The organism is Psychroserpens damuponensis, assembly GCF_000826655.1.
GTDB classification, from domain to species: domain Bacteria; phylum Bacteroidota; class Bacteroidia; order Flavobacteriales; family Flavobacteriaceae; genus Psychroserpens; species Psychroserpens damuponensis.
Map to the genome: position 1 here is coordinate 377067 of NZ_JXJO01000017.1, position 14879 is coordinate 391945.

The window sequence follows — 14879 nt, forward strand, 5'->3', positions numbered from 1 at the left end:
TTATGTGTTCATTTCCGAAGAAAATAAACTACTGCATATTTTTGGCTTCGATACTTAAAGTGGCATGTGGCACCAATTCTAAGCGCTTTTTATTAATGAGTTTACCTGTAACTCGACACACACCATAACTTTTGTTTTCTATACGAATTAAAGCGTTTTTAAGATCTCTAATAAACTTTTCTTGTCGTATTGCCAATTGAGAATTAGACTCTTTGCTCATTACAGCACTACCTTCATCAAAGGCTTTAAATGTTGGAGAAGTATCATCTGTACCGTTGTTTCCATCATTCATATAAGAACTTTTGATGAGATCTAAATCGTGTTTTGCTTTTTCTATCTTCTCTAAAATAAGAACTTTAAATTCATCGAGTTCTTTATCGGAATATCTAACTGTGTTATCGCTTGCCATAATTTTATAATTTTTGAATAGATAGTTTGGTATTTACATCATCAAAAGCAATTTCTATACCAGTATCTAAAGTTTCTAAAATATCTAACTTATCGGTTAAAGTTTCGGTTTTGATATAATCAATATTAGTTTCTATAGCATTTTCAATCTGCGCATCTTTTTGAAACTGAACACTAATTCTATCGGTTAATTCAAATCCAGAATCTTTACGCAAGTTTTGAATTCTATTTACGAGCTCTCTTGCAATTCCTTCTTTTTTCAAATCCTCTGTTAATGTAACATCTAAAGCTACTGTTAATGCTCCTGAACTTGCCACGAGCCATCCTTCAATATCTTTTGATGTGATCTCAACATCAGACAGTTCTAATGTAATACTTTTTCCGTTGATTTCAACATCTAAAACACCGTTTTGCTCGATTTTTTTAATATCATCAGCCGTAAAACTGTTAACTACCTGAGCCACAGCTTTCATATCTTGCCCAAAACGAGGTCCTAATACTTTAAAATTAGGTTTTATTTGTTTTACTAATATATCACTTGCATCTTCTAAAACCTCAACTGCTTTTACATTAACCTCAGACTTAATTAAGTCTGCAACTGCCATAATCTCTTCCTTTTGCTCATTAGAATCAATAGGAATCATGATTTTTTGTAATGGTTGTCGCACTTTAATTTTCTCCTTAGCTCTTAATGACAACACTAAAGAAGAAATGGTTTGCGCACTTTCCATTTTACGTTCTAAACTCTTATCCACATATGATTCATCATACACTGGGAAGTCAGCCAAATGTACACTCTCAAAGTTTTCTTTGTGTGACACCTGTGTTAAATCTAAGTAAAGTCTATCCATAAAGAAAGGTGCAATTGGTGCTCCTAACTTAGCAATAGTTACCATACACGTGTAGAGTGTTTGGTATGCCGAAATTTTATCGGTTTCATAATCACCTTTCCAGAAACGTCTTCTACTTAAACGCACAAACCAGTTACTCACATAATCTTGAGTAAATTCTGAAATTGCTCGCGCAGCCTTTGTTGGTTCGTATTCAGCATAAAAAGCATCTACTTTTTGAATTAATGTATGTAATTCTGACAAAATCCAACGGTCAATTTCTGGACGTTCAGCTAGAGGAATATCCTCTTCACTGTAAGTAAATTTATCTAAATTGGTGTACAACGTAAAGAATGAATACGTGTTATATAATGTCCCAAAAAACTTACGTTTTACCTCCTCAATACCATCGAGATCAAATTTTAAATTGTCCCAAGGGTTGGCATTCATGATCATATACCAACGTGTAGCATCGGCTCCATAAGTATCTAAAGTTGTAAATGGATCTGTTGCGTTACCAAGACGTTTGGACATTTTTTGTCCGTTTTTATCTAAAACCAATCCATTAGACACTACATTTTTATACGCTACAGAATCAAAAACCATAGTACCAATAGCATGTAATGTATAGAACCATCCACGAGTTTGATCTACACCTTCTGCTATAAAATCTGCTGGGTACGATTTATGATCATCTATTAATTCTTTATTTTCGAAAGGGTAATGCCATTGCGCATAAGGCATAGAACCAGAGTCAAACCATACATCAATCAAATCGCTCTCGCGTGTCATTGGTTGACCGTTTGTTGACACCAAAATAATATCATCAACAATATTTTTATGTAAATCTATTTTCGCATAGTTTTCTTCGGAAAAGTTGCCAACTTCAAAATCGTCAAAAATATCTTTATCTAGTACTCCTGCAGCAACGGCTTTTGCCATTTCCGATTTTAATTCCTCTACAGAACCTATACAAATTTCTTCAGTTCCATCTTCTGTTCTCCAAATTGGCAACGGAATTCCCCAATAACGAGATCTTGATAAATTCCAATCATTGGCATTTGCTAGCCAATTTCCGAAGCGACCAGTACCAGTAGATTTTGGTTTCCAGTTTATGGTATCATTTAGTTCAACCATACGTTCTTTCACATCTGTCACCTTAATGAACCATGAATCTAACGGATAGTATAAAATTGGTTTATCTGTACGCCAACAATTTGGGTAACTGTGTTTGTATTTTTCAACCTTAAAGGCTTTATTTTCTTCTTTTAATTTAATGGCAAGCTCAACATCTATTGAACGCTCTGGTGCTTCACCATCATTATAGTATTCATTTTTTACGTACTTACCAGCAAACTCACCTAGTTCTGGTCTAAAACGACCTTGTAAATCTACAAGAGGCACCAAGTTATCGTTCTCATCTTTTACTAAAAGTGGCGGAATTTCTGGTGTGGCTTGTTTTGCAACCAAGGCATCATCTGCTCCAAAAGTAGGTGCTGTGTGTACGATTCCTGTACCATCTTCGGTTGTTACGAAATCTCCTGTAATGATTCTAAATGCATTTTCAGGGTTATCGTTTGGAAGTGCGTAAGGCAATAACTGTTCGTAAGTAATGCCAACTAAATCGTTACCTACAAATTCTTTAACAACGTAGTATGGTATTTTTTTGTCACCAGATTTATAGTCTAATAAAGCAGCTTTATCGTCTACTAAATTAAACTTTCCGGAGAATTGATAATTCACTAGTTTTTTAGCCAATACCACATTCATTGGCTTAAACGTATACTGATTGTAGGTTTCTACTAAAACGTATTCAATTTTTGGTCCAACGGTAAGCGCTGTATTACTTGGCAAGGTCCAAGGTGTTGTCGTCCAGGCTAAGAAATAGATATCACCTTCGTTTTGTAAAAAGTCTGGTAACGAATCTGCATTAGCTTTAAATTGAGCGACAACCGTTGTATCTGTAACATCTTGATAGGTTCCTGGTTGGTTTAACTCATGAGAACTTAAACCAGTACCTGCTTTTGGCGAGTATGGTTGTATGGTGTAGCCTTTATAAAGTAAGCTTTTGTTATATATTTCTTTGAGCAACCACCACACGCTTTCCATGTATTTTGGGTCGTAGGTAATGTATGGATCGTCCATATTTACCCAATAGCCCATTTTTTGTGTGAGGTCGTTCCAAACGTCTGTATAACGCATCACTGCCTTACGACACGCTGCGTTGTAGTCTTCTACAGAAATGGTTTTACCAATATCTTCTTTGGTAATACCTAATTCTTTTTCAACTCCAAGCTCTATAGGTAATCCATGAGTATCCCAACCTGCTTTACGCTTTACTTGGAATCCTTTCATGGTTTTGTAACGCGGAAAAATATCTTTGATAGCACGTGCTAAAACGTGGTGTACTCCAGGTAATCCATTTGCTGAAGGTGGTCCTTCAAAAAACACGTAAGGCTCATTGCCTTCTCTAGTGGAAATACTTTTTTCAAATATGTTGTTTTCTTCCCAATAGTTAAGAATGTCTTCTGCAACTTTTGGCAAGTCAAGTCCTTTATATTCAGTAAATTTCGCGCTCATGATATCTATATTCTAGTCGAGTCGCGAAATTAAGGAATTTTGGTAAAATTATTGAGGTTATTTAAGGCAAAAAAGGCGATGCGTAGGGAACAAGGAATTGTTGTTTATAACGATAGATTTAATTTGTGTCATTCTATCGTTTAAAATTTATTAAAAGAAAATTATTTTTAATGCTATTAGGAGTGCAATTAAAGATATAATTCTTTTGGTGTTTTTCATTTTTTATATGACTTTTTGTGTTCAATATTAGGACACAGATATCTTTAAAAAGTCACATAAAATTTGAAATTATTTTTTGTGTTTAATCAAGAGCTGCACAATAGTCATTGTAGTAATAGACCATTTCTATAATATTTCCTCGTTTGTATTTTTTTTCATTAAGCCGATCTACGATTTGAGGACAATTTTCAAAAAATTTTATTGCCTTTTTTTTGAAATTGAATATCCCAAAAAGTCTAATAGCCTCCTTTTCACTTTCTTTTTTTAGAAAAAAACTATAGGTTGTATTTTGAATACTAGTAACTGTATGCAACATACCTGTTTCGTTTGTAGAATGATTTGCTGAAATCCAATTAGAGCTTACATCTACAAAAATTGATATTTCTCCTAATTCTATAACTTCTAAAAGCAAAGGTGTTTTTACTTTCTCAAGCTTTACATATAAAAAATCAATATCATCAATCGCTCTATGAAAAGTAACGCCTTTTATCATTAACTCTGTCCATGCTTCTGGTTCTCTGTCTTCGGTAACTTTAAACTTAACAGATGAATTAAATGTGATTTTAGCATAACCTCTTATAGAAGTCCCATCATGAAAATGAATAGTTGCCTCTTCGTAAGCATCTAATGCTTTAATTGAATTTTCAGCAAAAATCGTTGTTGGTACTAGTATGAATAGAAATAATAAAAATATCTTCATGTGTTACTCTTGTCTATAAAACGATTTTTTAAAACGCTTTGCTTTTTGTAAAAGCAATTTCACCTCATCATCACTTGCATTAGATGATGATACTACTTTTTTATCGCCATTTGTATAGATTTTTTTATCGTTTTGATTGGGAGTTGATGAGACTATATAAACCAATTTATGATTTTGAAAATAATAATATTCTGTAACTGTGTTTTTAGATATTTCAACATTTTTTATTCTGAAAAGCTCTTTGCTATCTTTATCAAAAAGCACTGAGTATTTAAATGTACCAATATCTTCAAATCCTTTCTCATCGGTGAGTGCACCTTCGGTAAATTCTTCTTTTAAAGTTTTATTATTATCAATTTTAGAGACATAAATCTTTGTTGTATTGATAATCGTATCAGTTGATTTTTTAGTTTTTGTTCCGCAGGAAACAAAAATCAATGTAAGTACTAGTATTGCAATTGTATTTCTCATATCACGAAGTTAATAAAATGGTTTCCAAATAAAAAAGCCTACACTGTAAAAACAGAATAGGCTTTTTTTATGTTTTATAATTATCAACTTACTGCGCTAAAATCTTTTTGGTTTTTATGCCGTTTTCGGTTTTAAAATACGCTACATAAGTTCCTGTTGATAATGTATTAAGTTGTAAACCATTATTTAAATCTTGGTAATCTACATCTCTAAATTCTTGAACGGTTTGTCCCAACATATTAATAATTTGCACATGCTCAACATTTTTTTGAAGTCCTTTTGCATACAATTTATTGGTGCTTGTATTGAAATAAATCAAGTTATATTGGTAATCTTGATCTACTGTAGACAATGCTTCTCCTGGTTGAAATACAATTTCAAACCTGTTGTTGAAAGTTCCACTTTCCGAAGAAAACTCATAAGCGTCATTGTTTCTTAAGTCAAACGTTTCTCCTGTGACGTTATCTTTTATATATACATCTTGATCGTCATCAAAATTAACAAGATCTGTAATTTTTATAGTGTAATTGTAAGCTCCCGAGGTTTTAATTACTAATGGTACAACCTTATCATCTACAATTGGAGCATAAGCTTGTATGAGCATAAGTTGATCATCTAAAACTAAACTCATATCATCATCACCTACACCAGAATTTCCTGCTTCATAACCGTAATCAAAGTCGTCTGTTGTAATATCACTAAACGCTAATAGTAATTCTCGTCTAGCTGCAGGACCATTAACAGAATTAAACTCTAAACGTATTTTTTGCATCACATGTTCTTCGGAAATTGAACCGTCTTGAGTATTCTCGCTGGTTCTTAAAAACACTGAGCCATTATCTGAAGTTCCATCTGCATCTGCTTCTTTAACAAAAACACGTTGACTGTTGCTAAATATCACATTTCCATTAGCAATTATTTCGGTTGTAAAACCTTGACCAACCGGAAGATATCTTGTTGGCAACTTAGTCCCTTCTTCTCCACCACTGTTTCCACCATCAAAACCTACGAATTGTGATGCTCTGACTGAGCCTGATAATGTATATGTTGCATAACCACCATTATATTCATCTAAATAATGTGAGTTCCCACTCCATTGTTGCCATAAATTAATAGGACCAGCAATGGTTATTCCTGCATTATCTAAAATGAATTTATCTAGATCTATTGCCGAAGGGTATGGGTTACCTAGCAGATAATCTGTTCTAGAAACTCCAGGAACAGAACCGCTTCCACCAGTGTCTGTAACATTTACTAGTATGGTTCCATTATTTGGCTTTCCTTCAAAAATGTATTGTTGCTCACTACCAGAGTTTCCTGTTCCTTTTTGTGTATATCCTACTCCTGGTTGGATATTTGTATTGCCATCTATTGAAACATAGTCATTATAAGTCACTCCGTTTTCGTAGAGATAAGTCCATCGTGTACTTACTTTACCAACTTCATCATGTGCCGTAGTAAATTGGATGTTACTACCATCACCTTTTTTGAGTAAGTTTAATTTATAATTGGAGTTGTTAGTATTGCTTGAACTTGTATTATTATCTGTTAATGTTGATGCACTTGCAGCGCCAACTGGAGAAGCCCAATAATTATACCAATAAACACTAGACGCACCTTCTTGTCGTCTTAATATTTTACCAACAGATGATGTTACTAAATCGCTATGATTTCCTTGAATTAATTGTGAATCATCTTGTAAGTCTAAAGTTCCATTGAGTTCAAAATACCACGTATTATCAACTTTGTGGTCTCCATTAATTGTTAATTTTTGATTTGCATCAATAAACAACCCTAGGTTGGTATGAGAATTTGTAGATGTAACTTCATTTTTAATGTGAACGATACTCCAATCTTTATTTGTTACAGCATTTTCAATATCCCAAATATCACCATGTAACCATGTGTTTTGAGCACTCCAATCTCCATTAGCAATTGTTTGAAAAGGCATTGGAGCCGTTTGCAATTGTACAGATGAAATATTGGTAACTTTAAGTGATCTTCCGTATGCAGAATAATCATCAATAGTATTACCCTTAATTTCAGACATTGGATAATACGCTAAAAGGTTAGACCATAACACATTGTTTGAATTAGAATAATCTATAATGTCTTTATCTATTAATGTCCCTCTAAGATTTCCGGAGACATTAGAAATCTCTTGAAACACCATTTGCTGAATTTGAGTAGCAGATAACGCTTTATTAAAAACTCTTACCTCATCTAATTCTCCTTTAAAATATTCTTTATTACTTAAATTACTTGAACGTCGTCCAATTTCAAAAGCGCCATTAGTATTTGAAGTGACCTCAATATTTGCACCAGTAGATCCAGTATTAAAACCTACTAACTCACCATCAATATACAACTCATTTCGTCCAGTTAAGGAAGAAAAAACACCTGTTATATGATGCCATTCGCCTTTGTTTATTGTTGCACTTGTTACCGAACGTGTTGTATTTCCTACGGTTTTTGTTAAGAACCCAATGGTATTACCATTCTCAATATATAGTCTACAACTGAGGTCTTCTCCTGCTATTGTCATTGTACCAGAAGCTGTATTATCAATTTTAGCCCAAGTCATTATTGTAACTTGATCTAACCCATCAACAAAACCATCTACGGTTAGATAATCATCTTCACCATCAAAATCTAATTGTGCATTTGATGTTGGATTGACATCAAACAAATCGCGATAATCAACATCTCCTCCTGCTAAAACATCACTATCTGCATCTGGTAATTGAGTTGAAGGGTTGCTAATACTTTCATTAACATCAAAAACAGGATCATTTGGACTGCCAATTTCGAAATTATTATCTAATCCATCGTTATCGTCATCATTTCCAGAAACTGAGTTTGCTAATCCGTTTTCTAAAATATCTGGTGTACCATCATTATCAGAATCTGTATCGAGAAAATCTGGAATTCCATCACCATCTGTATCTATAGGAGTTAAACCTCCTGTATAGTTAGCATCTACTCCTGTACTTGAAAAAGTTCCAGAAGGCTGTACATACCCAACAGTAGATTGCGCTTCTACATTATCTGGTATACCATCGTTGTCACTATCAATATCTCTATAGTTTGAAATACCATCGTTATCTGCATCACTAAACGAAATTTGAGGGTCTGTAAAATTATTAACACATGAGAATTCTAAACTAAAATATCTTACTAAGTTATTAATATTAGCTCTAGCCAAAATTCCCATTTGAAAGGTCAAATTAGATTTATCAAAATAACGAGCTTTTACATTAATTGTAGAAAATGCACTAGAAGTCCCTTGGTAGTTCGTATAACCTGAGGTAGCGATTAAAAAATCGTTTTCTTGAGTTATAGTCACATCTGTTGGATTATCAACAACGTAACTGTAAGGCACTGGGATTCTAATAATTTCAGCCTTTTGACTATCACCATCAATATCATTTAAATTGATGAAAAACTCAGGTATAACAATAGGGTTGGTTGTTCCTGCAGATACAAACTCCAGATTAAACTCAATATATCCTTCTTGGCCATTTGATAAACTACCACAGGTAACACCTGGTTTTAAATATTCTACTTGAGATGAGTTATCATCTAATAAAGGACAGGTAGCATTTACTCTAGAGTTTATTGACAGAAGACCATCTACTCCTGGTGCGATAGCGGCAAATCTAAAAACCTCACCATCTAATAATGTATTAATATTATTATCACCTACTATCTCTGTGGGTAGATTACTAAAATCAAAATTCTCTTCACTACCACACTCGTTAGTAGTCACTGTAGAGTTTCCTTTTTCGAGACTATCTAGAATACCATCATTATCTGAATCTTCATCCATAGAATCAACAATAGTATCACCATCTGTATCTTGAGTAAAAGAAAATTGTGGTATCGTAAAAAGTATTAGAAAAAATACTATATGTAGTAATTTTTGCTTCATTATGCAATGGTTAATTTTAATGACCAATTTATTAGCCAGGTAGATTTTTGAGAGGGACATCTTGTTATGTAACAAATTACGTCGTGCAATTCATCTCATAACACATACAATATTACGCATTAGTTGTTAGTATGAATATTAGACAATATGTATATTAGATAAAATGTTTAGGAAATCAGTTGAATTGCCTATTGTAAAAATCAAAATGCTAAAAAACACGCTAGAATGCGAGGTGAATTAACTAATAAAAGGGATGTTATAAAATTCTGAGAGAAGTTTTATATAAACGATAACACATCAAAAAACAAGCTCAAAGTAAAATCTAAAATAGTTTATTATGCAAATAATAAAACCAATGTTAATCATGATTGAAAACACGTGCTTTTATAAAGCCTAATTTAAAACTTCAAACTCTAATATTTGATTTATATTATCAAATCAACGACATCTTCAATTTTAGAAATCAATTGAATTTTAATGGCTGTATTTTTTAAAGAAATTTTGTTGTATTTAGACACAAAAATAGTTGAAAAGCCAAGTTTTTCAGCCTCCAAGATGCGTTGTTCAACACGTTGAACTGGACGCACTTCTCCAGATAGACCAATTTCTGCAGCAAAACAAAAATCTTTTTGTAGTGCAACATCCTCGTTTGAGGATAAAATGGCAGCAATTACAGCCAAATCTATTGCAGGATCATCAACCGTTATACCACCAGTAATATTTAAAAATACATCTTTTGCTCCTAACCTAAAACCTGCACGTTTTTCAAGCACTGCTAATAACATATTAAGCCGTTTAGCATTAAAACCTGTTGCACTTCTTTGGGGTGTACCATAAACCGCTGTACTTACTAAAGCCTGTACTTCAATCATTAAAGGGCGCATACCTTCTAAGGTCGCAGCAATAGCATTACCAGATAAATCTTCGTCTTTTTGAGAGATTAAAAGTTCGGAAGGGTTTGAAACCTCTCTCAAACCAGACCCTTGCATTTCATAAATTCCTAGCTCATTAGTAGAGCCAAAACGGTTTTTATTAGCTCGTAAAATGCGAAATACATGATTACGATCTCCTTCAAACTGTAACACAGTATCGACCATGTGTTCTAAAATTTTTGGTCCAGCTATATGACCATCTTTTGTAATGTGCCCAATTAAAATTACAGGTGTTGCTGTTTCTTTCGCAAATTTTATAAGCTCTGTCGTACACTCTTTAATTTGAGAAATACTTCCTGATGACGACTCAATATAATCGCTATGAAGTGTTTGAATAGAGTCTATAACCACAATATCTGGTTCTAGCGTCTCTATTTGCTTAAATATATTTTGAGTTTTAGTTTCAGTTAATATGTAACAATGGTTTGCACTAGAGTCAATACGTTCGGCACGCATTTTTATTTGCTTTTGGCTTTCTTCTCCAGAAACATATAACGTTTTGTAGGGTAATTTTAATGAGATTTGAAGTAATAATGTACTTTTCCCAATACCTGGTTCACCTCCTAAAAGTGTTAATGATCCAGGAACCAAACCTCCTCCAAGCACACGATTAAATTCACCATCTTCGGTATTTAATCTCGCCTCTTTTGAGGTATCAATCTCATTTATAAGTAATGGTTTTGAGGTTCTTTTTGTGACATTGGTTGGTGTTTTCCAATCACTTTTTTCTGGTTTTTGGATCACCTCTTCTGTGATTGTATTCCATTCTTTACAAGCTGTACATTGACCTTGCCATTTAGAATATTGGGTGCCACAATTTTGGCAGAAAAATGTTGTTTTAAGTTTAGCCATCTTTTGTTCTTCGGAAATAGGCTTCCGCAGTTAAAATTTCAGCTAAATTAAGATTTTTTAATTGATATCCTTGAACAAACTTAGTATAGAAAATATTTTGAGCGTAAGTAATTTTGATCTCAAATTGGATCCAAATAACACTTTGACTTTCCTAAATAGGAATACAAAAAAATAATCTGTCGAGTATATGCTTAGTTTAGTTTTCTTCATCATCGTCATCTTCAGTTTCTGTATCATCCTCTACAACCTTCAAACCTTCTACATGAGACATGATAAATTCTCTATTTATATGAGACATTTCGTCTAAAGTAAGTGCAGATTCATATAGTTTCACAGCCTTTTTTGTTTTACCTAATTTCTCGGCATGAAGTGCCATATAATAGGTGCCAAAGGAAGAACTTGGATTTAATTTATTGGCTAATTTTCCAATTTTATAGACCGATTCGATATCTTCGCGTTGATCGGCAATATTAATTAACTCTTGTAATTCTGCTTCGGAAATAGGCTTTGAAATTCCGAAGAGATCATCAATACGCTTATAACGATCTACAATATAAGTATCTAAAGTACCTTCATATGGTAGCGCCTTTTCTTTCAATTCTTTTTCATCAAGTGGCTTATACAGTTCAAATATTCTATCTAAAGCTTTAGACAAAGCTCCACTAACCAATGTGTAATGAGAATCTCCTACTAAATCATCAAAATAATAGGTCAAGTATTGATTATCAAGCACTTTTAAATCGATGTTAGTGTTTCTAATTCGATCTCTAATAGGCTTGATATCTTTATCTGCTGTAGCCATATAGTAAAACACATCATTTTCTAACCACTCTAATCGTTGCGCTACATTCTTGTTCATTGTACCTTTAAAATCTGGACTTAAGTTTATATAAGCCTGAAATACTGGAGTGTCTTGAAACAAAAATGAGTTAATAAAGTTACCCATTAAGTCATGGCCAACTGCAACTTTAAATTTACTAGTGTTGTATTGAGAATCTATGTATGGAATTAATTCTTGATCTATAAACTTATAAAAACGGTCACCAGACTCAAAAGGAAGACCAGACACCTCATCGTAATAACTATCATAAAAACGTTCTTCACCTTGAATAATACCTACAATTATTGATTTTGGCATCTCATCAAAATAGGTTTGATAACTTACTTGTCCTGCAACAGGCTCAAATAAATATTCGGCATCAAAAACAATAATTACTGGATGCTTTAAATCTGATTCAGGATCATAATTATCAGGCAATTTAATTTTTAATTCTCTTGTTGAGTTTAACTGTCGTGATTCAAATTTCTCATAGGTAACTTGTGCATACGATTGCGCACAACATAATATTGAGAAGACAAGAAGTAAGGCATTCTTCATCTTAAGTAGGTTTTGATTAAGGGACTGTAAAACTACCTAAAAATAAGCTGAAATACTAATTTATTCGATGAAATACATAAATTGCGGTATTATTTCTCTTGGAGGTCGTAAATTTTATCAAGAAGCATATCCTTGTTAATAAATTCTGAGGCTTCTAAAAGTAGACCAGATTGATACTGCACCAAGGCTTTTCTATCATTACCTGCCATTTCGTAATACAACCCAGAATAGTAGGCACTAATCATAGATTCTGAATATTCATTTTTTGCAAGTTTTGAGAGGCTTTTCATCGATTCTAGATCATCCTTTTTCTTTACAGCTGCTAAAATAGCTCTCAAATCATTTTCAACTACTTTCTTTTCAAACCCATAGAAAAATTCAATGTCTTCATATTTTTTCATCAAATAGGCAAATGGACCCTCTTCATAAGTAAGAACCTTTTCTTTATATTCTTGCCTATTAATAGGCTTATATAAACCAAATATTTCATTAATAGCTTTAGGTATCCCCAAACCAACAAGAGAATAATGATCTGCATCTGTAAAATCATCGAACCTATAATGTAACTTAGGATTATCTATAGCACTTAAAGCCGTATTACAAGCTACAATATCTTCTCTCAAAACGCTAACATCATTATCTGCTGTGGCTAAATAATAAAATGTATCTTCTGTTGTAATGCTAAGCTTTTCATTTAAACGATTTACCATTTCTGGCGATAAATCAGGACTAAAAGCGATATACCCTCTAAATAAAGGGTCCTCTTTAAACAACCAATAATTTAAAAAATTAGCACTTTGATCGTGTCCAACTACAATTCTAAATTCTGACGTCAAATAATTATCATTGATAAAAGGAACCAACTCCATACCAACAAACTCAAAGAACTGAGAGCCTCCTTCATCTGACGGAAAATAAGTAGTATCACTATACGATAGATCTGCATTTCGTGTTTTTGCTTGGTTAACACCTATAACTATAGATTTTGGCATATCTCCCCAATACGAATGATAATCTGCATTACCAATCATAGGTTCAAACAAATAATCACCATCTAAGACAACAACTAATGGATATAAAATATCACCTTCAGGATCATAATTTCTTGGCAGTTGAATTTTAATCTCTCTTGATTCTCCAAGTTTTGAAGATTCTATAGTCTCATAAATCACTTGCGAAGATGCTATTTGAAAGCAAAGCCCAAAACAGATTAATATTAATATTTTATTCATGATGTATAAAGTTTATTACTAAGGCAAGGTAAAAAATTATTTAATTCTATTATAGATTGGTAAATAAATTAAAGACAAACCACCTAACACAATAATCATTAGCGTTTGTGATGACCACATAATCCAACCAAAAGCAATACTAGGCTCTTTAGCAATTGCAAATATAGAAAATGCAGCATATACAGCTACAGGATATGAACCTATACCTCCATTAGTAGCCGCAACGCTAAAACTAGCTGATATAAATCCAATTAAAATAGCTGCTAAAGGCAAATTAGAAGTTTCTGGTATTGCCCAAGTTGTCACATAAAACATCAAAATATACATGCCCCAAATAAAACATGTATGAAAAATAAAAGCCCATTTATTTTTCATCTTAAATATGCTACAAACACCTTCAATCATTCCGGTAACAAATGAACGCACTTTAAATGCAATTTTTGACTGACTCTTTTTTAAAAACAAGAAAAAAAGTAAAGCCATAACACATAAGCCTACAATACCTATAACTATCTTAAAAGGATCAAATCTTTCAGTAAAAAACTGATATATAAAATCAAACTCTAAAAACAATGTAACCGCTACTATACTTAACATAACGACCATATCAGCAATTCGTTCGGCTACGATGGTACCAAAACCCTTTTCAAAAGGCACACCCTCGTAATTAGTTAAAATAGTTGCTCTTGTAATTTCTCCAGCTCGTGGTATCGTATAGTTCACTAAATAGGTTGCAAAAACAGCCATTATACTGTTTGGGTATCTTAAGGTATAACCCATTGGCTCAATCATAAACTTCCATCTATAAGCTCTAGATAAATGACTTAAAAGCCCAAAAACCAATCCAATACCTATATACGTGTAATTTGCATTTTTAAAATAAGCAATTAGTTCATGAATTGAAATTTTAGACAAAGAATACCATATCAACAAAACCCCTAACACTAAAGGGAGTATTATTTTTAGGATTTTTACAGACTTTGTATTCAAAGCTTAATTCAAGAGATTGTTAGCTTCATTAGGAAATACTAATGAAGGCTTAAACACTTTAGCGTCTTCAATATCCATAAAAGCATAAGTGATTAAAATAAGCGTGTCTCCAACAGCAACTTTTCGAGCAGCTGCTCCATTTAAAGTGATTTCACCACTATTTCTTGGACCAGGAATACAGTAAGTTTCAAGGCGCTCACCATTATTATTATTAACAATTTGAACTTTCTCACCTTGTATAATATTTGCTGCTTCCATTAAATCTTCATCAATAGTAATACTACCAATATAATTTAACTCAGCACCAGTAACTTTTACACGGTGAATTTTCGATTTTACAACTTGTATTTGCATGA

Annotated in this window: 10 protein-coding genes; all 10 read right to left on the reverse strand. The window is 32.9% G+C overall.

Annotation, left to right across the window (positions count from 1 at the left end; all coding sequences use genetic code 11):
• Positions 1–28: 28 nt before the first annotated feature.
• Positions 29–409: a TraR/DksA family transcriptional regulator gene (locus TD29_RS10485; protein WP_040280537.1), complete on the reverse strand. Its 381-nt coding sequence runs from the start codon at positions 407–409 to the stop codon at positions 29–31.
• A 4-nt stretch (positions 410–413) separates the two neighbouring features.
• Positions 414–3818: an isoleucine--tRNA ligase gene (ileS, locus tag TD29_RS10490; RefSeq protein WP_040280538.1), complete on the reverse strand. Its 3405-nt coding sequence runs from the start codon at positions 3816–3818 to the stop codon at positions 414–416.
• Positions 3819–4119: 301 nt separating this feature from the next.
• Positions 4120–4737: a hypothetical protein gene (locus TD29_RS10495; protein ID WP_040280539.1), complete on the reverse strand. Its 618-nt coding sequence runs from the start codon at positions 4735–4737 to the stop codon at positions 4120–4122.
• A gap of 3 nt (positions 4738–4740) precedes the next feature.
• Positions 4741–5208 carry a hypothetical protein gene (locus TD29_RS10500; protein ID WP_040280540.1) on the reverse strand — a complete coding sequence of 156 codons (468 nt, stop codon included), beginning with the start codon at positions 5206–5208 and terminating at the stop codon, positions 4741–4743.
• Between the two features lie 88 nt (positions 5209–5296).
• A complete protein-coding gene (locus tag TD29_RS10505) occupies positions 5297–9139 on the reverse strand; it encodes a LamG-like jellyroll fold domain-containing protein (protein ID WP_040280542.1) in 3843 nt (1280 codons plus the stop codon).
• 425 nt (positions 9140–9564) lie between these two features.
• Positions 9565–10923, reverse strand: coding sequence for a DNA repair protein RadA (gene radA, locus TD29_RS10510; protein WP_040280543.1), 1359 nt, complete (start codon positions 10921–10923; stop codon positions 9565–9567).
• Positions 10924–11119: 196 nt separating this feature from the next.
• Positions 11120–12301, reverse strand: coding sequence for an alpha/beta hydrolase (locus tag TD29_RS10515; protein WP_052467077.1), 1182 nt, complete (start codon positions 12299–12301; stop codon positions 11120–11122).
• A gap of 89 nt (positions 12302–12390) precedes the next feature.
• The gene (locus TD29_RS10520) at positions 12391–13533 is read right to left on the reverse strand and encodes an alpha/beta hydrolase (RefSeq protein WP_040280544.1); all 1143 of its coding nucleotides are present in this window, start codon (positions 13531–13533) and stop codon (positions 12391–12393) included.
• 36 nt (positions 13534–13569) lie between these two features.
• On the reverse strand, positions 13570–14523 hold the full coding sequence (locus TD29_RS10525; protein ID WP_040280545.1) for a lysylphosphatidylglycerol synthase transmembrane domain-containing protein: 954 nt from the start codon (positions 14521–14523) through the stop codon (positions 13570–13572).
• A 3-nt stretch (positions 14524–14526) separates the two neighbouring features.
• Positions 14527–14877, reverse strand: coding sequence for an aspartate 1-decarboxylase (panD, locus tag TD29_RS10530; RefSeq protein ID WP_040280546.1), 351 nt, complete (start codon positions 14875–14877; stop codon positions 14527–14529).
• Between the last annotated feature and the right edge of the window lie 2 nt (positions 14878–14879).

Coding starts and splice junctions, on each gene's coding strand:
- TD29_RS10485 (WP_040280537.1), bottom strand. CDS start 409: ATGGCAAGCGATAACACAGTTAGATATTCCGATAAAGAACTCGATGAA.
- TD29_RS10495 (WP_040280539.1), bottom strand. CDS start 4,737: ATGAAGATATTTTTATTATTTCTATTCATACTAGTACCAACAACGATT.
- TD29_RS10515 (WP_052467077.1), bottom strand. CDS start 12,301: ATGAAGAATGCCTTACTTCTTGTCTTCTCAATATTATGTTGTGCGCAA.
- TD29_RS10520 (WP_040280544.1), bottom strand. CDS start 13,533: ATGAATAAAATATTAATATTAATCTGTTTTGGGCTTTGCTTTCAAATA.
- TD29_RS10505 (WP_040280542.1), bottom strand. CDS start 9,139: ATGAAGCAAAAATTACTACATATAGTATTTTTTCTAATACTTTTTACG.
- radA (WP_040280543.1), bottom strand. CDS start 10,923: ATGGCTAAACTTAAAACAACATTTTTCTGCCAAAATTGTGGCACCCAA.
- panD (WP_040280546.1), bottom strand. CDS start 14,877: ATGCAAATACAAGTTGTAAAATCGAAAATTCACCGTGTAAAAGTTACT.
- TD29_RS10500 (WP_040280540.1), bottom strand. CDS start 5,208: ATGAGAAATACAATTGCAATACTAGTACTTACATTGATTTTTGTTTCC.
- ileS (WP_040280538.1), bottom strand. CDS start 3,818: ATGAGCGCGAAATTTACTGAATATAAAGGACTTGACTTGCCAAAAGTT.